Origin of the sequence: Geofilum rubicundum JCM 15548 (assembly GCF_000974365.1) — a bacterium.
Lineage (GTDB): Bacteria > Bacteroidota > Bacteroidia > Bacteroidales > Marinilabiliaceae > Geofilum > Geofilum rubicundum.
This window is the reverse complement of the sequence record NZ_BAZW01000019.1, coordinates 1-21,808: the sequence shown is the minus strand read 5'-3', so window position 1 is coordinate 21,808 and position 21,808 is coordinate 1. Positions and strand designations below refer to the sequence as shown.

Below are 21,808 nucleotides of genomic sequence, written 5' to 3'. Positions count from 1 at the left end.
TTTTTTTGTCTCATTAGTTTTAGTAACCATATCCATCATTGGACAACATACCGTTACTGGCGTCCAGGAACACCTGCCAAATGGGCCAGTATTGTTGATTGTCAGGATCTCCCCGATAAAGAGCATTCCAATAAGTAACCAAATCTCCTTCACCTTCCATCTTCCAGGTCTTCTCTTCAGGATAACCCAAAGCAGCACCTTCAGCATCTGTGTCACCAAAGTTCAAACCATAAATTTCAACCGTTTCACCATCCTCTGCCGTCCTAAAGTAAATCTTTGCAGGCAAATCGGCATATTTTCCCTGACGTAGCTCTAATTGCTCCAACTTTTCAGCAGATTCAGCCAGCTTTGAACCCAATAAATTCCATCGAATCAGATCTGCTTTTCTTAGCTTTTCGCCAACAAATTCCAAGGCCCGCTCATCCACAATGGCATCAAAGAAAGCGGCTTTACTAGCTGTTGCTTCATTCATTAAAGCCTCCACCTTTTCCGGATGATCGGGGAAGGCACGTTCACGTACTTCTCTGAGGTAAGGGGCCGCAGCAGCAGGTCCATCCAATTCATTGATCGCCTCAGCAGCCATCAAAAGGACATCCGAGTAGCGCATATAAATAAAATTCAAGCCATCGTCATTTGGCGCCTCAACCCGTCGGCCAGCCTCCTCAAACAACCATTCGTAACGGTATTTTCCAAAATAGAGTCGATTCAGGTTGGATGGTACCTGCACGCCGTTGGTCCACTCATAAGGAACAACAGAAACATCACGACGCACATCCCCTTCCTCATATTCATAATAAATAGCCGGATTTGGTCCATTATTTCCTCCACGGTTCTGTCCGGTATATTTATCGGTGGTGGTGTGTCGAACACCCAAATCAAAAATCACCCGGCCACGACCTGCATCAAAAGGTATTTCCCATAGGATCTCTTTTCCAGCTTCAAAAGTTTCCCGGTGGAAAGAGCGAAAAACCCCTTCGAAAGTCTCCAATTCAGCGCTGCCACTTTCAATAATATCCATGCACTCCTGCTTGGCAATGGCATACATCTTTTCTGTTGACAAATCAGGATCTGTGCTTTTCCGGATTCCATCCGGCCTTTGCCCATATCCGCCTGCCGCTAAAGCCAGTCGGGCTCTCAAACCTTTGACAAAAGCCTTATTAATCCGTTCGGAAGAAGAAGTTGTTGGGGAGCCATTGGGCCAGGCCACCAGGTCAGCAGCCTCCTCCAGATCAGCCAGAAGTTGCTTATAAATAATATCCCGGTCAGCTCTTGGTAAATAAACAGACTCCGCACTTACAGGTTCAAAACGTGCAGGCACATCCCCCCAGGCACGAAGCAAGTCGTTATAAACAACCGCACGAAGGGTCAACACCTCTCCAAGCAATTGGGCCATAAACGGGTCATTTTCCACATCGCCATAAGCCCGTAATCCCCGAATGGCTACATTGGCCCTTTCAATCCCTTCGTAAAACTTGGCCCAGGCATTATTGTCTGAATTCATCTGACCATTGTTGACGTTGGTATTGTAATTGGACAAACGCGCTTTGTCACCATCCACGTCTTTCAAAGAATGGGTCACTTCTGTATCGGTGTTCATTCCATAGTAAAGAATGAACCGCCCCCTGTATGAATTGGTCTCTCCAAAGGAGTGAATAATACCGCTACGGCACCTTCCGCCAGACTGGGATTTGAAAAAATCACAGATTCATCCAGTGAAGATTGGGATTCTACCACGAGCGTATCTTCACACGACATTATTACCCCACCGAGAAATAATGCTATCAGGGTTTTATATAATAAACTTTTCATTTTCATGCTTATAAAATTTAATGATTTTTGTCCTGACTATTCACGTTGCTTAGAATGTCAAATTTAAACCAACAACAATAGACCTGCTCTTGGGGTAAGCCGAATAATCAACACCCGGAGTTAAAGCCGTTTTGCGACGGGTGGATACCTCCGGATCAAATCCGGTATAGTTCGTCCATGTAAACACGTTATAACTACTGGCATATAATCTCAGGTTGCTGATGCCGGCCATGGAAACCAGATTCTTAGGTAAGGTATAACCCAAAGTCAAAGTGTTCAACCTTAAGAAAGAGCCGTCTTCAACCGCCCAGTCAGAAAACACAAATCGCTGCATGTAAGGCGACCACATAGAAGTGTTGGTATTCATCGCAGCCAATTCCGCCGGATCATTACTAATGGTTCCATCTTCTTTAAGGTTGGTCCAGCGCTCGCCATCTTCCATCATGGTCAGCATATTGCGCGAATGGTACTTACTGGTTGAGGTATATTCAACCTTGTTGGCATTATAAATATCATTACCATAACTCCAGTTGAAAGAGGCCGATAAATCAAATCCGTAAAAACGAGAATTAATGGTCAATCCTCCAGTGTGCAAAGGATTGGCATCCCCAATTTCAACCCGGTCGTCTACATCCACCAGGTCATCACCGGTTTCATCCATCAACTTCATGGTACCGGGACGCAAAGCACCAACAACAGGCGAACTATCTGTCACACCCTCTGCCAACACCCAGGCGCCATCCACATAGCCCTGAAAATCATCAACCTCATATCTTCCAGCATTTCTGTAGCCATACATGGTACCCACAGAACCACCTTCAGCCACCATGAAGTCAGCGCCAACCTCAGTAGAGGCCCATCCTGAATCCTGGGTAAAATTTTCCATCAGACCTAAAGAAATAATCTCGTTCTGATTAAAGCCAATGTTACCACCAAAGGTTAACCCAAAGTCAGGTTGATCGATGGCCACCCAATTCACAGAAAATTCAAGACCCTTGTTCTGGGTTTCTCCCATATTTCGGTACTGATTATCATAACCTGTACCCGGGGTTGGAAACTGAATCAAAAGATCTTTGGTATTGTTAATATAGGCTTCCAACGAACCATTCAAACGTCCCCAAAGTAAGGTATAATCCAAACCAATATTTCGGGTAACAGTAGTTTCCCATTTCAATTCAGGGTTGGCCATCGTCTTTGATCCGGCCCAGTAACTGTCAAAACCATTCACATAATTGGTTGTGCGCACCTCAAGCGTCTGAATCATCTGACCGGAAGGAATGTTGTTATTTCCTGCTGTACCATAACTGAATCGAAGCTTTAAATCATCCAGCCAGTTACTGGTGCCAGCCATAAAAGGCTCGGAAGTCAGGCGCCAGGCAGCTGCTGCAGATGGGAAATAACCCCATTTGTTACCGTCCGCAAATTTAGACGATCCATCCGCCCTAAATGTCGCACTCAACAAATACTTATCGGCATAGGCATAATTGGCCCGTCCAAAATAGGAAAGCAACACATCATCCGGACTAAAATAATTCTCTATGGAATGAGCTGCTCCCTGAGCCGACAAAGCCGAAGCCTCTTTCAAAGTAAATGAATCCGGCAACCCATGCACTGTAGTGGTATGCGATTGTTCTTCCTTAACGATATATTCCTGTCCGGCCAAAACATTAAAGCTATGATCACTGGATATCAGATTTTGGAAATCATAGTTGATGGTATTGGTATTACGAAATGCATCACGGTTTCTTTTCGTGAATATAATGGCAGGCATGCCACTGTATTCAGCAGAAGGCCGGTCATCCACATAATAAGTCGATAGTCCGTAAAACCGCTCATCCTTATAAGCATAGTTGTCCATACCCACTTCCGTTTTCAGATTGAGGTTGTCTAACACTTCCCAGTTGGCACTGGCGTTCATGTTATAACTTTCACGTGTTTGAAAACGATCATTGTCTTTCAAAGCCTCCACAGGATGATACAAGTTAAAGTCCGGATCCGTTTCACCGGAATCCGTCAACCCATTAACTGGAAAGGGAGGATAAATCATCGCATACTTTAAACGCGAGTCGGCAGAAGATACTTCATTTTGCTCATTCGCCCCGCCTCCTTCAATTTCCGTGTTTGAATAACGGATAGAAAAGTCAAGCGTGACTTTCTCATGCGCCTTATTACTCATCTTCAGCATTAAATTGTCCCGCTTAAAACTGGACATTTGCATAATGGCCTTGTCATCAATATGACTGTAGCTAAAGGCATAATTGGTTTTATCGCTACCGCCATTGATGCTGATGTTATGATTAAAGGTAAAGCCGGTTCTGCCAAAAACCTGATCTTGCCAATCGTTGGCCTCCACCTCTCTGTAAAGATCCATATCCTGATAATTTCCAAAGAAATTGGTGTAATGTTCCGGTCTGTTGGCTAACATAGCCCTTTCATATTGAAACTTTGCATAATCATAAGGTGTCAAAACATCCAGCTTATTAGCCAATTCCTTCCAGGCAGCATAAGCATTATAGTTCACCGTAATTTTCCCGGCAGTGCCACGTTTAGTGGTTACAATGATAACGCCATTGGCTCCGCGGGAACCATAAATGGCCGTTGATGAAGCATCTTTCAAAACATCGATGGATTCAATGTCGCTTGGGGCAATGTCGTTGATACTCTCCACCGGAAAACCATCTACAATAAGCAGAGGGGTGTTATCGCCTGTAATGGAGCCGCCACCGCGAACCCGGATTTTAATTTCCGCATCCGGAGAACCTTCAGTGGCAGAAATCTGCACACCGGCCAGTTTACCGGTGATGGCTTCGGTGGCACTGGCAACCGGAATGGCCTGTAAGGCATCTCCACTGACAGAGGCCACAGAACCCGTTATGTCCCGCTTTTTAACGGTACCATAACCAATCGCTACGACCTCATCCAGTCCGATAGAGCTAGGGGTTAAAACAGCGGTAATGGACGTTCGTCCTTCCACCGCAATCTCACGTTCTTCAAAACCGATGAAGCGAAGCAGTAAAACAGCTGATGGCGCATCCGGCACCTGCAATTGAAAATTACCGTCAAAATCAGTGACAGTACCAGTAGAGGTTCCTTTAATAATAATATTAACCCCGGGCAGCGGCTCACCTTCGGTATCCACCACGTTTCCGGTAACTAATCTCTCCTGAGCGTATGCTAACAGGCCAAAAGCCATATGCCCACGATAAATAACATTCGAAAAATCTCTCTTTTTCTCATAATTTAAATTGATTACTTAGTAATTATCTAGTTAACACATTACTACCTTTTAACAAAGACCTCTTGAAAGTCCTTTCTAATCGTTTTCCCATGCTTCTCATTTTTTGTTCTTCATTCAAATCAGCATTAAAGACTGTTAACATTTTTATGGCAATTTAAACAGACTAATTGGTCTGATTGTAAGAAAAAATGTCTAAAAAGGGTGTACAAATTGACTTTAAACAGGTGGCACTAATTATCTAAACCTTAATTATCAATAACTTACAGAATTAAGCCAATTTCTTATTCAAGCATCACTTTAGCAAATAAGACCTTTTTAAAGCCAACAAATGCAAAAATCAGGGAGACATTGGCCGGATCAGAAAGAGCATCAGACAAACACCCACTTTCAGGGTTTAAAATAGGGCGTCAGTTCAGGCGTATTCTCCTTTAACTGCTCCACCACCATGTCGGCCACTTTAAATGCACCATAAGCCGAAAGATGGGTATCATCTTCTATGGGCTTCTGCAGATGAGCGTATTCCATGGTATCGATATGAAGAAACAGCTTCTTTGAACGCTCCTGCCCAAATTGATCGACCATCAAACGGGTGGAGGCATGCAAATCGATTAAAATAACCTCCATTTCCTGGGCCACCTGTCGCACAGCATCCGGATAATCCCCATGGGTTTCCACTAAACTCCCCTGCTCGTCGAATAATCTTCGAACAATAGGCGTCAGCAAAACCGGGGTCGCCTTTTTGTCCCTCACATCCAGAACAAACTGGCGAAGATGCTCCGTATAGGCGCCATAGGCTGGCGCATACCGGGTGGTATCATGCGCTTTTGAATCATTATGGCCAAATTCGACCAACACATAATCGCCCGGCGAAACACGATCCAGCATAGCGTCCCACCGGCCCTGATCCTTAAAGCTTTTGGTACTGCGCCCATTTACGGCATGGTTCTCCACCTTCACCCCCTCCTCAAAATAAAGCGGAAATACTTGTCCCCAACCTTTTTCCGGGTTTCCTTCTTTATAGGGTTTATCAGCCACCGTGGAGTCACCGGCCAGAAACAGCGTTATTGTATCATCTTTTGGTTGACAAGTCACTGCTAAAATCATCATGGCGCTCAGTAGGGCCCACTTCGTTATTCGTACCATCTGCATGCTAATTAATGAATGATTACTACAAAAAATAAAGCCGGGTGCTTAAAAAGCGACCCGACTCAATTCACTTCACACCTAATTATTGAACAACGACCGTTGCATCGTCGGCACCGCCGACCAACAACAGTTCTTCTTCTAAATGATTAAAATCGTCCTGTTTCAACCTGATATTTCCACTGGTCGCGCCGGAAACAGCTACCCCTGGCTGATTCATTCCGCTGTTAAATTTGAAATCAGACAATTCCACATTATTGCTGTTAAAGATCGTCAAGGCCGGTCCCTCCTCCTGAATCACCTGCACATTTATTAGTTCCACTCCGTTGACATCAATCATGGTAAACCCTTTAGGAGCTTTCAAAACAGCATTTTCCAGCGTTACATTTTCCAGTTTCATTTCTGGCAAGCCCATAAAAAGCGCAGCATTGCCAAAACCATTGGCCACGATGTTCCTCACCTTAATGTTTCGGAAAATGGGCGTTTCTTCGGTCACAGGAACTGCAGGCGCCTCCGTATCAATCAAATCCGTACTGCTTTTCCCATCATCGAGCACTGGGGCAAATCCGCCATAAAACATATTAAAACGAATGGGCTCGGTGGGAATATCAATCATATTGATGTCGGAGATATAAATATTTTCCACGATACCCCCACGACCCCGGGTGCTTTTAAAACGAATACCAATATTGGTACCCATGAAAGTACAATCAGACACATGTACATTACGCACGCCACCGGACATTTCGCTACCTACGACAAAACCGCCGTGTCCGTGATAAACCACATTGTTTTTGACGATGACGTTCTCGGTAGGCACCCCCCGGTCGCGACCTTCCTGGTCGCGGCCCGACTTAAAACAAATGGCATCATCCCCCACATCAAAATTATTATTGTATATCACCACATTCTTACAAGATTCCAAATCCAGCCCGTCCCCATTCTGAGAATACCAGGGGTTGCGAACAGTCAGGTTCCGGATGGTCACATCCTCACAAAGCAGGGGATGGATATTCCAGGCGGGAGAATTCTGAAAAGTAGGGCCATCCAGTAAAACATTTTTACAGGCAATAAGGCTGATCATTACGGGACGAAGAAAGTCTTTAATGGCTTCGTATTCCTCAAAAGTATCGAATCGGGGCAGGTTATTGCCATCGGCTTTAATATAACCCAAAGCGGCACTTTCAGTCGGAAACCAGTAAGTACCATCATCACCAGCGTGCCACCGGAATTCAACAGATTTCTCCATTGATTATCCGTCATTTTAAACCGCTTGACAGGCCGCCAGGCCTGTCCGTTGCCATCAATGGTCCCCTTTCCTGTGATGGCCACATTGACCAAATCGCGACCACTAATGGGCGATTGGCAGCGCCAGGTCATGACACCTTCAAAAGTGCTCTCAACAATGGGATACAAATCAAAATCATCACTGAAGCGCAACAAAGCACCATCCTCGAGGTGCAGGTTGATGTTACTCTTAAGCACAATGGGGCCGGTTATCCATAAACCAGCAGGAATTATCAACCTGCCGCCCCCTTTTTCTGTCAACATTTCAATGCCTTTGGCAATGGCCTCTGTGTTCAGCGTCCGGCCATCCGCCACACCTCCCACATCCGGCAAACTAACAGTATTCGCAGCGAACCCGGGCTCGGTGACCACCGGCATATCAAATTCGATGTTATCATAAACCCATGCGTTATCATAGGCGGCCTTTTCAGGAGATTCACACGAAACATACAAGGAGCCGATAAAAACGATTCCTGCCAATCCGGAAAATAATTTATTTGTTCTCATTTCTTAAAATATTAGTTGATCTCATCTTTTACCTCAGCCATTCGTTCCAACGGGTTCCAGTTATCAGCTCCCCCCAATACATTTTCAATGGTGTATTCAGCCGCCTCCTTCTCCGTCAGCATTTTGGCCCAGGAGACGCGCTTTGTTTTAGAGGCTCCGGGACCATAGCTACCAAACTCAGCATAAAAAGCCGTCTGTTCGGCCTGTGGCTTATTCCAGTTATGCCAACCCATAGGTTGAATAGATTCATCCATGAAGCAGTTCAGAAAAACAGTCTGTGCATGATCCCGCCAAGGGCGTCCCAGGTAAACCGAATGTTTGGGTGCCTGCCCCTCAATGCGACAATTATTAAATACAAAACCATGGCGCGTGGACGCTTCGGTAGATGCAGCTGTAATATACCCGGCAGATTTCGGAACAATCTTACAAGCTTCAAACCAGACAGTGCTCCAACCGAAAATAAAATCCACCGTGCCTTCAATATAGCAATCCTTATAAAATTGGCGGCTTTCATTTCCATTCGGATACAGCGTGTCCTGAAATCCCAAAAACCGGCAATTCTCAAACACCACCCGGTCGCCATTGATACGAACGGCAACGGCCTGCCCGACCGGACCCGAAGAATTTTCAAATGTTATGTTCCGTGCCGTAAAATCATCGCCAAACACAAAAAAGCCTGTTGAGCCGGTGGTGCCCATTTCTTCCCCAAAGCGATTCAGTTTAGAGGCATAGTCGTCATTCGTAATGACCACTTCTCCTGCCGAAGCTCCCACAAAAGTGACCTTCGTTTTGGAGGCCGGCAATACCAGTTTTTCTTTATACACACCAGGATGAATAACAATCACGGTCTCCTTTTTCCGGAAATCGGGAACCGCCATGATGGCATCCTGAAGGGATGTAAAATCCCCGCTACCATCTTTGGCCACTGTAAAATGGCCACTGACAGCACTGCCCTGGCCACATATAGAATGCAGCCCCATCATCAAACAAAAAACGCTAGCCCATGTAAATTTCATTCTATACAAAATATCGGTTTATTACTTTTTTTAACCACTGCAAGTTAACCATAAGCATGTTAACCTTGGGTACAAATCATCTGAAAAGGGGCCTTAAATTGTTTAAAATGAAAGGAGACAAACCATCAGACACCTGGCTATCAGACAAATAAATCACAAGCACCTAAAACAACGACCTGCCAGACAAATCAGACAGGTCGTTGCGTTATGGTATCTTTCAAAAAAACCAGGGCCAAAAAAGTTTTACCCGGCTGCTTAAATTATTCTTTTATCAGTTTGGCCGCATGTCTGCTGCCATCCGCAAAACGAACCTGTAACACATACAAACCACTGTTCAAATCACTGCTGTTGATGTTCACTGAGAAAGCGTTCACCTCAACCTGTTGAACCAGTCGTCCATCATAAGCATAAATATCGATGGCGCTTATTTCACTGAACTCACTGCTTATGCTCAAATGATCATTGAATGGATTGGGAAATACAGAAAGTCCCTGATTGGCCTGCAAGCTATTCAACGAATTGGGCACATCTCCTTCTACCGTAATTGAACCGGAGGCATAGGCAGGAATTACTGCGCCAATGGTAGCGACAGTATACTCAAACACACCCGATTCGGCCGGTCGGCCAGATATGGTTCCCGTTTTTTGATTCTCATCAATATCTATTTCCAATCCGGCCGGCAAGCCCGTAAACTCAACAGACAATGCATGGTTCCATGAAAAGCTAAACGTATTAATATCATCCCCTCCGGTAATCACCTGGGTGGTTTCACCACTGCTATTGAGCGTGGCACCCGGAGCCAAAACCTCATAAGTATCGGCATAATTGGCCACACCAGCTTCATTTTTCTGATCCAAAATATGCTGAACCAGACTGTTCAAATAAACTTCCACATTGGTAAACATGGTATTTAAATCATAGCCTTTACCATCCGTGGCATCATTGGGATCCAGATCAAACTGGGTTTCCCATACATCCGGCATACCGTCACCATCCGAATCCAGCCGCGCCGGCAAAGACTCGTAATTGGGCCAGCCACCAACATCAGCCTGACTGTCAATCAAACCATTGGTGCTGCCATTTGAACCTGTATAGGTGTAAGTCCCTGTACTTGTTTCCCGGGCAATGCGCTCATCTATCGCATCTCTTTTAAAACTGGCACCAGCATGGGCCAAAACCGCATCAAAGGCATCCTGGGCCGAATGGGTGGTCACCAGTCCTTTATCAAACTCTGTATAAGACTTCAGTTCTTCCTTGTTCTTACTCGAAGGGTTGGGATGAATACCCACCCAGTTATCGGTTGTCACTGAAGTGGACTGGTTCATATAATTGCCATGCACATAAAAAACACCCCAAACACCAGCCGGCTGTGCATTACTGCCATTATCGGGATTGGGTTGAAAAATCCTGGAGCGGTTGCTACTGGCAGGTCCCGGCTTATAATAATTATTCACCATGTTGTAACTGCCACCCTCACCGGCATAACCACTATTGGCGCCCCAGTTATAAATCACATTGTTGCGAAAATCCACCAATTCCTGGTCGGGCAGATTAGAATAACGACTGCCACAAAAACGCGGATTACGGCTATCGTGATGGGCCATCAGATTGTGATGAAAACTGGCTTTTTTTCCACCCCAAATCCCTAAATAACCATGCTTTCCCTTATCATGCACAGAAATCCGCAGGCTCTCAGAAAGCAAGCACCATTGCATGGTGAAATCATTGTTATCATAAAAAGAGGAGGCCTCATCCGTCGCCCAGCTCATCGTACAATGATCAATAATAATGGTATTTTGTCTTCTTCCCCACATGGCATCGTTTTCCGTTTGGCGCTCATCGCCCATACGGAAACGCAAAAACCGAATGATCACATTATTGGCCCCGACATAGACTTCATGATTCTTGAGGGTAATACCATCCCCCGGCGCAGTTTGACCGGCAATGGTTAAACTCCCATTTTTAATGTTGATCCTTGATTCCAGTTCAATAATTCCGGATACATTAAAAACCACGATCCGTGCACCTGTTTCCACCTCCACCGCCTGCCGGAAAGACCCAGCACCGGAATTATTCAGATTGGTCACATAAATAATACGTCCGCCTCTTCCGCCTGTAGCAAAACGCCCAAACCCTTCAGCCCCCGGAAAGGCAACCGGGGTCGAATTCTCAATCACCTCTTCAGCCACATCCGGGGCTGCCTTCATATCCATTAAAGCGATGCCGCTCATAAACAACATACTTATAACCATTGGTAAAAAATGCTTCATAATTTTTTCAAATTTTAATTGAAATCGACAAGCTTCAAATTTACATCATTTAGACCGTCCATTTTACCAACTGTTAACAATTGAACAATTTACCCCACAAAATTGACCACAATATGTTACCTCAGGCCTACCAGCCATTTTATATTATTTTTTTTTCAAAATCCAGATAGAACTAACCAACGAATGCTTTAAAAAACCAAACATTTTTAACAATAGTTCGTTAAAATTTTTTATTTGATTTATTTACACGCAGTTATGGCTTTGCTACCTGTATGAGTAATTGACTTATAATCAAGAACTTGCTCTTACCTAATACCTAATAACCTAATAATCTAACGACCTATTGTTTTAATATATTTGACATTATTAGGTTATTGCAAACGATTTATTAATATCTTTATTTTTAGTTTCTCCTTATCCTCAGTACGCCTTAAAAACCAAGTCGATTTTTATGAATAGGAAAGTCATTAGATATTTACGCACCCTGTTTTTTCTTCTGCCTGGCGTTCTTTTCCTTCCAACGCCAATCAATGCTACTGAAATTTTAAGATTTGAGCATTACAACACCTCCAGGGGCTTGTCACAAAACACAGCCACCAGCATTCTTTGTGACTCCAAAGGTTTTTTATGGATTGGCACCAACAATGGGCTCAACAGATTCGACGGCAACAAATTCCGTGTCTTCATGAACGAAGAAGAGGGCCAGCAAAATTTCACGCACAACAGGGTTGTTAAAATCTGGGAAGATCGTCAGGGTTTTATCTGGTTTGAAACACACGACGGACATTACCATTATTTTGATCCCATATCAGAAACGTTCCGTTCCCTTTCATACCTCTTTTCAGATGTGGAAGAGGGACATGCCGTGTTCTCCGAATTTCTCCAATATTCGAAGGATGAAATATGGATAGGCTTAAGCAATAAAGGCGTTTTACGACTCCTTTACAACTCCCGCGATCACAGTTACCAGGAAACGTATTTTACATCAAGGGGCATCCACGCCATTTCCAATGAACGGGTCTCTTTTATCAGGGCAGATCAAAACGGAAATATTTGGATTGGCACCCACAGGGGGCTCACACTGGTAGAAAAAGAGACCCTTAAAAATGATGTCCCAACCTTCAGCCATCTGTTCATCTCGCACACCTTCACAGCCATGATTGAAACAGCTACTGAATTATGGTTTGGCACCGGTGAGGACGGGATACTTAAATTTCAAAAATCCAGTCAGCTCTACACCTTTATCAATTCCGCTGCCAGTCCCAGCTTAAAATCCGACGAAATTTCGAATTTGCACATCACCAAGAACGGCACCATACTGGCCTCCTTTTATCAAAACGGGATGCAAATATTCATTCCCAGAACCAACCGGTGGAACCATGTAGACATAATTGGCGAACAGGTGGATCAGATTTATGAGGACCGCTACAACAAAGTATGGATTACCACCGAGGAGTTTGGCATAACTGGTTTCGATCTCGAAACCAACCTTTCAGAATTTCATCAATTTCTGGACCCGCAACAATCCACCTTACCCGATTCAGAACGTCATGTATTTTATGAAGACAGTCAGAACAATCTCTGGATTGGTACCCATGAAGGGGCACTCAATTTATATGACCGACAGAAGAGTGATTTCATTCAATTCAAAAATGATCCCAAAAACCCGAATTCTATTTCATCGAACATCGTGATGGCCATCACAGAAGACCACTCTGGTCAATTGTGGGTGGGCACAGGGCAATTTCAGGGCGGTCTCGAAAAAATAATTCTTAAATATCCGGCCTTTGATCATTTACTGCCCCAACCAGAGGGCTCTCATATTTCAGACAATATCGTAAGAGCCCTGTTTGAAGATCCCCAAGGACGAATTTGGGCGGCCACCAAAGCAGGGCGTTTGCATGTCTTTGACGACCATCGAAGAATTCATGTTTTTGACAATTTCAAAACCTCTAACGGACTCTTAACAGGCGTAAATATATATGCCATATTACTCGATAAAGCAGGCTATTTATGGTTGGGGTCAAAAGGGAAAGGCCTTCTGGTGAGCCGCTCCCCACTGGCCAGTTACAACAATCTCAACAACCTCACCTTTGTCAACTACCAAACCATAGATAACGACCATGAAAGCCTCAGTAACAACAACATATACACACTGATTGAAGATAATGATGGAAACATTTGGGTGGGCACCTATGGTCATGGAATTAACATTGCCCAAAAACAAAACAATGAAACCTATAAGTTCAGGCATATTTCCACCGAAAATTCCAATTTATCAAGCAACCTGGTTCGAAACATTCTGGCCGATTCGAAAGGCCGAATTTGGGTGGCCACCGGCTACGGCTTAAACCTCATTGAAAACCCAACGCTCGATGACCAGCCTCTGGAAATACGAAACTTCTATGCAGGCAGTGATTCGAACACCATCAGTTTGAACGACATCATTCATCTGCACGAAGACAAAAGCGGACGAATTTGGCTGGCCACCTACGGCGGAGGAATCAATGCTCTCGATTCGGCAAATAATGAAGAGAGTAACTTCCAAAAGTATGATCAAATCAGCGGATTAAGCAACAATGTGGTATATAGCATTGTAGATGATGCCACAGGAGATTACCTATGGTTTAGCACAGAAAACGGCCTGAGCCGTTTTAATCTAAAAATGAAGACTTTTGAGGTTTTTAATACCAACAACGGCCTTAATTTCGACAGTTTTTCCGAAAACACCTGCCTCAGAGGCAGAGACGGGGCCTTGTATTTTGGCGGCTTTATGGGCATAGAGGTGATAAATCCTGAAAAAATCACCATCCCTAAATGGGACCATCAATTAGAATTAACCGATTTTCAGCTTTTTAACAAGGAAGTGCCCATTGGGCCCAATCAACCCCTGAAAAAGAGCATTTCCTATACCAACAAAATCACCCTCAAATATTACCAGTCCAGCTTCAGTCTCGAGTTTTCATCGATGGACTACCTTGATCCCGACAAAAGTCAATACGCCTACAAACTAGAGAATTTTGATCAGGATTGGAACATTGTTTCCAACCAAAGGAAAGCCATTTACACCAACCTTTCGCCGGGAGAATACACCTTTAGGGTAAGGGCAACTGGGCGAAGCGGCGAGTGGGTTAACAATGAGCGCTCCATTCAAATCATCATTCTTCCGCCCTGGTACAAAACCAAATGGGCATTTTTGCTCTATTCGGTGCTCATCGTGCTTTTGGTTTATGTGGTGGCCTCCACCATATCTAAAATCAATCAATACCGAAACGACCTGCAGATTGAACGCCGGGTAAACGAAATGAAATTGCGCTTTTTTACCAATATATCGCACGAAATAAGAACACCGCTCACCCTCATTATTGGTCCCATTGAAGACATGTTGAGAAAGGATTTAAATAATAATGACAAGCCCAAGCTTGAGATCATTCGCAAGAACGGTAAACGCATGCTTCAATTGACCAACCAGCTTTTGGATTTTAGAAAAATCCAAAACAACAAAATGACGCTCAAAGTCAAGGAATTGAACATCATCGATTTCACACGATCGATTTACGAAAGCTTTGTTCCCCTGGCCAATCATAAAAACATCAATTATCAATTTTCAACTTCACTGGAGACTTTTCATATTTGTGCCGACCCATCCAAACTGGATACCATTATTTACAACCTGCTTTCCAATGCCCTTAAATTTACCGAGGCAGAAAAAACAGTAGAGGTCGTCATTCATCAAGATCCATCCGGTCAATATTTAGAGATCACCGTGCGGGATGAGGGACGTGGTATCTCAGAAGAGAACCTGCCCCACCTGTTCGAGCGCTTCACCATACTAAGCGGAGAAGAGCTGGCCGGCACAGGCATAGGCCTGTCCCTTTCCAATGAACTGGCCCGTCTGCACCATGGAGAAATTGTTGTTTCATCAGAAGAACAAAAAGGCAGCACCTTTACCCTTCGACTGAAAACAGGCAAAGCACATTTTGAGGGCGATCAGAAAATTATCTGGAACAACGAGGACGCTACCATTCTGCCAACCATTGAGCACGCCGTTGACGACCTGTCGAACCAAAAAGCGCCCATTAAGTATATAGACCCTCTGGAAAAACGCCCGATGGTTATGGTTGTGGAAGACAACCAGGAAATCGGAGAATACATTTGTCAATCCTTAAGTCCCGAATACGCCTCTTGTCTGGCCGCCAACGGTGAAGAAGCCATCAACATGCTCAACACCCAAAACCCCGACCTGATTATTTCAGATGTAATGATGCCGGTAATGGATGGCATGGAAATGACCCGCTGCATCAAGGAAAACTTTTCAACCAGCCACATTCCCATTATACTGCTGACTGCCAAATCAGGGATGGAGGACCAGATTGCCGGTGTTGAACAAGGGGCAGATGCCTATATTATAAAACCCTTTAACTCATCCTACCTAAAAGCCGTCACCAACAATCTGATTGAGCAACGCCGGCATGTCATTGCCAAGTTCAGAGACAATAAAACCATTGACCCCAGCACACTTAAAGTCAATTCCAAAGACGAGGAGTTTCTGCAAAAGCTGGTCAGCTACGTGGAAGAAAACCACTCCGAAGAGTTCACCATTGAAGAGCTGGCCGACACGCTCTGTGTGAGTCGCACCGTCTTTTACAACAAAGTGAAAGGCCTCACCGGCTTAAGTCCGGTTGAATTCGTGCGCCAGCTCAAGCTCAAGATTGCCGCACATTTGCTCACCCAGGGCTACAATGTTTCAGAAGCCGCCATCAAAGTCGGTTTCTCCGACGCCAGGTACTTCAGCCGGCAATTCAAAGCCTTATTTGGACATTTACCCAGCAAGCATGTTGAAAAAAACAGCCAGTTCCCCCATCCTCAGGATTAAGACCTGATGAAGAAGAACCGGCTTTAAAAGTTAATGACCTGCCCCTTTTCTATTTCACAGGAAGCTGAACCGCTTTAATACGAAAGCTGTATTCATAAGGACGTGGAAACACCGTATAGGCCGCATGCGGACGGGCTCCCCATGAAGTATCCCCTCCGACACCCATCATCTGATGATCCAGGTGAAGATAAACAGCCTCCCGGGGTTTCAGATCCACCGTGTGCAAGAGTCCCCGACTGGCCGGGGTAAAATCTTCTGCGCTATAATTCAGCGCCGAAAAGCCTGAAAAAGCTGCCCCTTCAATGAAGAAGCCCTTTCCTCTGGCATCCAGTATCTGAATCCAACGCACATCACTGCGGTATCCGTTTTCCTGAGGTGCCGGATAGCGCTCCAGCAACGCGTCCACCGTACTTTCATAAACATCTATAAAAGCCGCGGTTTTACGATCGGGATAATTTTCCCAGGGACCACGCCCGTACCATTTCACCTGCTCATATCTTTTGGGCAAGGTTAATTGCAGACCCATACGCGGCATGGGAGGTAATCCTTCCTTTCCAGGCTCATAACGGTGCGTTACCTCCACCGTTCCGTCGCCACTAATTAAATAAGCCACCGAGCTGCGCCCCAAATCGTGTGGCAACACATATTCCACCTTAAGTCCCGTAGGTTGCTGGCCCTGCTTCAACAACTCTACCTTTTGCACAATGGCACTATCGCCCGCAAAACGCCACACGCCCAGTTCCTTGAGCATATCATACCCATAATCATTGTCGTTGGGCGCCCGCCAAAAGGCCGGTTCAGGCCCATCCAGCAGCATTTCTTCACCAGCCATTTGCCAGGAAGTAATGTGTCCGCTTTGTTTGGAGAAAGCAATGCTGAACCCTTTTCCCGTAAACATATATTCATCCCGCTTACTTTTTAAGGAAGCCACATCCGTCAATGCCAAAGCATCCACCGTACTTGTTTCGCCTAAAAAAGGAAGCGCCATTTGAAAACGGGCCAACTCCGCTCCGGCCTCCAATATCCCCCACTTCTCGCGGGTCCTCATTGAAAGATTAAGGAAGTACGCGCGTCCGCTTTCAAATTCGGGCGCTTCCTTCCACAATTCAAAATAAGCAGATGCACCAGGCTCAACACCTGGAGCCTTAAATGCTCCGCTGGCCAATACTTTGCCCTCAGAACGCAATTCCCAGGAGAAATCAAAGCGATCGAGCGATATAAAATCGTAATGATTACTCAGTTGGATGTGACCGCCAGCAAAATCCATCGGTTCCGCCTTCACATATTGATACACCTGCTTCACCTCATGCAAAGAAGGGTTGGGACTGCGGTCGGGACGCACCAATCCGTTCATACAAAAATTCTGACTCGAAGGCGTGCCTTCCGGACCAAAATCGCCCCCATAAGCCCAGTACAAGACACCCTCCTCACTGTACTTGGCCAAGCCCTGGTCCACCCAGTCCCAAATAAAACCGCCCTGCAAATTGGGATACTTTTCAATCACCTCCCAGTAATCACGCAAATTGCCAACACTGTTACCCATGGCATGCGCATACTCACACAAAATAAGGGGACGCTTGTCCCACGACAGGGCATGCCCTACCAAGCGGTCAATGCGGGCATACATGGGCGCTACAATATCGGTATTTCTACCGGTAGCGGCCTGTTCGTATTGTACCGGGCGACTTAAATCACGGGTTTTTATCCAGTCGTAGCCCGCCTCAAAATTAATACCGTTGCCCGCCTCATTGCCCAGCGACCAGATAATAACCGATGCATAATTCTTATCCCGTTCCACCATGCGCCGAATCCGATCCACATGGGCCTCCATCCAAAGGGAGTCTTTGGCCAGACTCCGGTCTCCGTATCCCAGGCCATGCGATTCGATGTTGGCCTCATCCACCACATAGAGTCCGTATGCATCGCAAAGCTCATAAAAGCGGGGGTCGGTAGGATAGTGACTGTTGCGGACGGCATTGATGTTGTTGGCCTTCATCAGACGAATGTCCTCCAACATGGATGCCTCAGAAATCACGTGACCGGTAAAAGGGTCGTGCTCGTGGCGGTTAACGCCCTTCAACAAGACAGCCTTACCGTTGACCAATAATTGTCCACCCTCTATTTTTACCGAACGGAATCCCACCTTTACGGCTGTTGCCTCCAGCTCCTTACCACCGGCATCCTTCAGCACCAGTGCCAGCGTGTAAAGCTTCGGGTCCTCGGCATTCCAGAGCTTCACCTGCTCTACCCGGCCCTTCAAAACCAATTTTTCATCTGAAGCACCCTGTATGCTTAGCTGCTGAACCTGCTCACTCACCAGCTCTCCATTGTACAGCAACTGCATTTCCACACTGCCATTTGTAAGGCTTTCGTGGTGGTTGCGGACATCCAACTCCACCTGAAAATCAGCAGCGGTCATGACAGCATCCAACTCCTGTTTAAAGAAAAAATCCCGCAAGCGCAAGCGGGGCGTGGCAGTCAGATAGACATCGCGTTCTATGCCCGACAAGCGCCAGAAATCCTGATCCTCAAGAAAAGACCCGTCGCTCCAGCGATAGACCTCCACAGCCAAAGTATTCTTACCCGGCCGAACGTAAGGGGTAATATCAAACTCAGCAGGCAACTTCGCATCCTGTGAATACCCCACTTTTTGTCCGTTAACCCACACATACATGGCCGAGTTAACCGCCCCAAAATGCACAAATATTTGTCGGCCTTCCCAACTATCAGGAACCTCAAAATCCCGGCGGTACGACCCCACCGGATTATTGTCGTTGGGAATGCTTGGGGGCTGCGGATCACTGGTAAAACCAAAACCCGCACTTACATAAATGGGTACCCCGTACCCATTTATTTCCCAATTGCCCGGAACAGAGAAATCATCCCACTCCGAGACATCATAGTCTTCTTTATAAAAATCTTCCGGACGGTCGGCCGGCTTATCCACCCAGTGAAATTTCCACTGGCCATTCAGCATTTGAAAATAAGGCGACTCGCTCCTCTCAAAACCCAGCGCATCCTCCAGGGTGGGATAACTATAAAAGCTGGCCCTGCCTGCTTCCTTATTCACGCCAAAAACCTGAGGATTCTCCCAGTCGTTCACCGTCTGCCCCCTCAACACTAAAAAAGTGGTGCTCAAAAGCACCACTAAAACCATCCATCTGTTATTCATATTTAAACATTTAATTGATCATTTATCGCCTCCAGTACTCATCAATCCATACCGATGAAGCCATGCCTGCCCTTGAAATGGGATATCTGAAAAATCCCCGCAACCTAAAGCGCTGGTCATCGACATTTACCGTGTACACATTGCCCGCATTTGAGTAGTTTTTGTTGCCGTCATCATGCACCGTTACCAGCGTAGAATCATTGATCATCCAATAATTGCCGGAATTGTAGTAGTTCCGCCTGACGCCTCTGACCACTTCAGAAATAAATGTTCCATCTTCATGGAAGACAAAGGTGCGGTATTGGAGGCTGTCCGACGGACTGTCCTCAACCAGTCGCCACTCACCGAGTAAGGGCTGACGCCAATCTTCATTGTTCGTTTGACTGGAAGGAGTCCGCATCGAAGCGCAGGAGCCAGCATGCCAGCCACCAGCAAAAGCAAAAAAACTTGTTTCATTTTGAGTTGGTTTAAAGTATAATACAAAAATTAACGATTGGTGTAAAAATATCACTTAAGCAGTCATTAAACAAAAAACAAGGCAACATCTGCTTGTACCTATTCGACAAATGATTTCACTTTTTCGAAAATCAGCCTTTACAGAGCCAACCACTACCATGGAAATCGCCAAGGGTGTCAGAAAATCACAAAGAAATAGTCATCCTACCATCACATGGCAAAGCTGCCGTGGATGACTGACATGGACAGGTTGCATTCACAGAAAACGGTTACAGAAGCCATCAATGGGTTAACGCTTCCACATGACGCAGGGCACTCAAACGATCCCTGAAAATATTTTCTTCACCTATTTTCTGCTGAAGTTCTAATTTCTGAAGGCGTTTCTCAACGTTTTTTCTTCCCGGAACCAGGTAAACGCTTTTCCCTAATTCAAGCGCTTCATCCACCATATTCTCAATGGCCAGTAAAACAGTTGTATCCAAATGCGTTACATCCTGAAGGTCCAGAATTAAATGCTGGCAGGGAGCAATGTTTTTTCGTTCACGTTGTATGGCTCTGGCTACACCGAAGATCATTGGGCCACTCAGATAAAAAAGATAGACCTGCTCTCTAATTTTATCGAATATTTCCTTTTCGTTATCCTCCAAAGGAGCCGTATCAACAGTCCTATCAGAAACCATCCGAAGGTTAAAACTTTGAAGATGGCTCAACTTCTCTATGGTCAGCATATTGGCCAAAAAGATGCCCAGTCCGACAGCAATGACCAGATCCACAAATACGGTAACCAGCAACACGCCGTACATAATGTAAAGGGCCTTTTGACTAATTTTATGTGCCCGCTTGATGAACGACCAATCAAGAATGTCGAGTCCAACCTTGAAAGCGATGGCAGCAAGCAGTGCAAGCGGGATAAACTGAATCAAAGGTGCCGCTCCAAAAATCAAAACAACCAAAAAGACCGATCGCATAATCCCCGACCAACGGCTTCGCGCACCGGTACGTATATTGACCACCGTACCATTGTCGCCCCGGCTCCGGGCAAGGTCCCCAAAAGTCCGGCCGTCAGGTTGGCCAGCCCCTGCCCCATCAGTTCGCGATTGCTGTTGTGCTCCTCACGGGTCAGAGAATCCGCAATCAGGGCAGTCAGTATGGTATCGATACTTCCCAGCAGAGCCAGTAAAAAAGCATCCAGAAAAACCGAACTCCAGTTATGATCGAGGGGAATAACCGGTAAATTAAAATTGGGCCACCCCAGATCAATGGCGCCAATAAGACGGATGCCGGCATTTCCCGGCAAAAGATAAACCAAAAAGCTAAAAAAGATCAGCACCGCCAACTGTGACGGAAACCGTCTTTGCCACGATTTGGGATAAAAAAGGAACACCAGAAGAGCGCTGAGACCAATGACCAGTTCCCAATAATTGACATAGCTCAAAAGTTCAGGAAGTTTTTTAATCAGACCGATAATACCTCCTTTAACAGCGTCGTGTCCTAAAAATGCCGGCAACTGCATAACTATAAGGATCAGGGCGATACCCGACATAAACCCGCTTATTACCGAGTAAGGCATCAACCGGAAATAACGGCCCAACTTAAAGTATCCCAGCAAGATTTGAATGGCTCCGGCAAAAAAGACAATGGTAAACGAATAAGTTATCCCGGAATGCAAACCATATTCGGCAATATTGGAAGCAAAAACGGCGGTCATAAAAACCGTCATCGGGCCTGTGGGTTCCGAAATAAGTGTTTTACTTCCCCCGAAAAGCGTGGCAACAAGTCCAATGATTACAGCACCGTAAAGTCCGGCCTCCGGACCTGCCCCGGAAGCCACCCCGAAAGTCAGTGCAATGGGAATACTGACGATGGCAGCCACCAGTCCGCCGTACATGTCTCCCTTTTGTATTCTGCCTAAATAATCTGCCATGTATTAGATCATGAGGTTGAATGAAAACAAACCACAAGTTTGTTGTAAATTTATACGGACCGAAATTACACATTTCGAGCAATACTTCAAAACAATATCCTTTAAATTCC

The 21,808-nt window shown here is 45.5% G+C and carries 12 protein-coding genes and 1 pseudogene; 1 reads left to right on the top strand and 12 read right to left on the bottom strand.

Annotated elements, in window-relative coordinates; translation table 11 throughout:
- Positions 1-19 precede the first annotated feature (19 nt).
- From JCM15548_RS10150 to JCM15548_RS10125, 8 genes are all read right to left on the bottom strand, one after another.
- Positions 20-1,597: a RagB/SusD family nutrient uptake outer membrane protein gene (locus tag JCM15548_RS10150; RefSeq protein WP_227625687.1), complete on the bottom strand. Its 1,578-nt coding sequence runs from the start codon at positions 1,595-1,597 to the stop codon at positions 20-22.
- A complete protein-coding gene (locus JCM15548_RS23750) occupies positions 1,594-1,815 on the bottom strand; it encodes a hypothetical protein (RefSeq protein ID WP_227625686.1) in 222 nt (73 codons plus the stop codon). Before JCM15548_RS23750 ends, JCM15548_RS10150 begins: the two co-directional genes overlap by 4 nt.
- A gap of 43 nt (positions 1,816-1,858) precedes the next feature.
- A complete protein-coding gene (locus tag JCM15548_RS10145) occupies positions 1,859-5,002 on the bottom strand; it encodes a SusC/RagA family TonB-linked outer membrane protein (protein WP_062124943.1) in 3,144 nt (1,047 codons plus the stop codon).
- 432 nt (positions 5,003-5,434) lie between these two features.
- Entirely contained in the window at positions 5,435-6,190 is a 756-nt protein-coding gene (locus JCM15548_RS10140; RefSeq protein ID WP_062125006.1) for a rhamnogalacturonan acetylesterase, read from the bottom strand.
- A gap of 85 nt (positions 6,191-6,275) precedes the next feature.
- On the bottom strand, positions 6,276-7,274 hold the full coding sequence (locus JCM15548_RS23745; RefSeq protein ID WP_227625694.1) for a glycoside hydrolase family 28 protein: 999 nt from the start codon (positions 7,272-7,274) through the stop codon (positions 6,276-6,278).
- Entirely contained in the window at positions 7,274-7,984 is a 711-nt protein-coding gene (locus JCM15548_RS23740) for a glycoside hydrolase family 28 protein (protein ID WP_227625685.1), read from the bottom strand. Before JCM15548_RS23740 ends, JCM15548_RS23745 begins: the two co-directional genes overlap by 1 nt.
- Positions 7,985-7,995: 11 nt before the next feature.
- A complete protein-coding gene (locus tag JCM15548_RS10130) occupies positions 7,996-9,000 on the bottom strand; it encodes a pectinesterase family protein (RefSeq protein ID WP_062124941.1) in 1,005 nt (334 codons plus the stop codon).
- A 260-nt stretch (positions 9,001-9,260) separates the two neighbouring features.
- Positions 9,261-11,270: a T9SS type A sorting domain-containing protein gene (locus JCM15548_RS10125; RefSeq protein ID WP_157482634.1), complete on the bottom strand. Its 2,010-nt coding sequence runs from the start codon at positions 11,268-11,270 to the stop codon at positions 9,261-9,263.
- A gap of 451 nt (positions 11,271-11,721) precedes the next feature.
- On the opposite strand from JCM15548_RS10125, the gene JCM15548_RS10120 reads away from it, so the two are divergent.
- Complete coding sequence (locus JCM15548_RS10120; RefSeq protein WP_062124939.1) at positions 11,722-16,146, top strand: hybrid sensor histidine kinase/response regulator transcription factor; 4,425 nt, start codon at positions 11,722-11,724, stop codon at positions 16,144-16,146.
- A gap of 49 nt (positions 16,147-16,195) precedes the next feature.
- Here JCM15548_RS10120 and lacZ read toward each other — a convergent pair whose 3' ends face one another.
- From lacZ to JCM15548_RS10105, 4 genes and pseudogenes are all read right to left on the bottom strand, one after another.
- Entirely contained in the window at positions 16,196-19,318 is a 3,123-nt protein-coding gene (gene lacZ / locus JCM15548_RS10115; protein WP_083985077.1) for a beta-galactosidase, LacZ type, read from the bottom strand.
- A 22-nt stretch (positions 19,319-19,340) separates the two neighbouring features.
- On the bottom strand, positions 19,341-19,829 hold the full coding sequence (locus tag JCM15548_RS10110; RefSeq protein ID WP_062124933.1) for a hypothetical protein: 489 nt from the start codon (positions 19,827-19,829) through the stop codon (positions 19,341-19,343).
- A 226-nt stretch (positions 19,830-20,055) separates the two neighbouring features.
- A complete protein-coding gene (locus JCM15548_RS23735) occupies positions 20,056-20,349 on the bottom strand; it encodes an STAS domain-containing protein (RefSeq protein ID WP_262486997.1) in 294 nt (97 codons plus the stop codon).
- A 282-nt stretch (positions 20,350-20,631) separates the two neighbouring features.
- Positions 20,632-21,662, bottom strand: a pseudogene (locus JCM15548_RS10105) (SulP family inorganic anion transporter); the annotation flags it as partial.
- Positions 21,663-21,808 lie beyond the last annotated feature (146 nt).

Excerpts from the sequence above, each read along its gene's own strand:
- JCM15548_RS23745 (WP_227625694.1), bottom strand. The coding sequence starts at position 7,274 with ATGATCAGCCTTATTGCCTGTAAAAATGTTTTACTGGATGGCCCTACT.
- JCM15548_RS10125 (WP_157482634.1), bottom strand. The coding sequence starts at position 11,270 with ATGAAGCATTTTTTACCAATGGTTATAAGTATGTTGTTTATGAGCGGC.
- JCM15548_RS10120 (WP_062124939.1), top strand. The coding sequence starts at position 11,722 with ATGAATAGGAAAGTCATTAGATATTTACGCACCCTGTTTTTTCTTCTG.
- JCM15548_RS10140 (WP_062125006.1), bottom strand. The coding sequence starts at position 6,190 with ATGGTACGAATAACGAAGTGGGCCCTACTGAGCGCCATGATGATTTTA.
- JCM15548_RS23750 (WP_227625686.1), bottom strand. The coding sequence starts at position 1,815 with ATGAAAATGAAAAGTTTATTATATAAAACCCTGATAGCATTATTTCTC.
- JCM15548_RS23735 (WP_262486997.1), bottom strand. The coding sequence starts at position 20,349 with ATGATCTTCGGTGTAGCCAGAGCCATACAACGTGAACGAAAAAACATT.
- JCM15548_RS10150 (WP_227625687.1), bottom strand. The coding sequence starts at position 1,597 with ATGAACACCGATACAGAAGTGACCCATTCTTTGAAAGACGTGGATGGT.
- JCM15548_RS10130 (WP_062124941.1), bottom strand. The coding sequence starts at position 9,000 with ATGAAATTTACATGGGCTAGCGTTTTTTGTTTGATGATGGGGCTGCAT.
- JCM15548_RS23740 (WP_227625685.1), bottom strand. The coding sequence starts at position 7,984 with ATGAGAACAAATAAATTATTTTCCGGATTGGCAGGAATCGTTTTTATC.
- lacZ (WP_083985077.1), bottom strand. The coding sequence starts at position 19,318 with ATGAATAACAGATGGATGGTTTTAGTGGTGCTTTTGAGCACCACTTTT.
- JCM15548_RS10145 (WP_062124943.1), bottom strand. The coding sequence starts at position 5,002 with ATGGCTTTTGGCCTGTTAGCATACGCTCAGGAGAGATTAGTTACCGGA.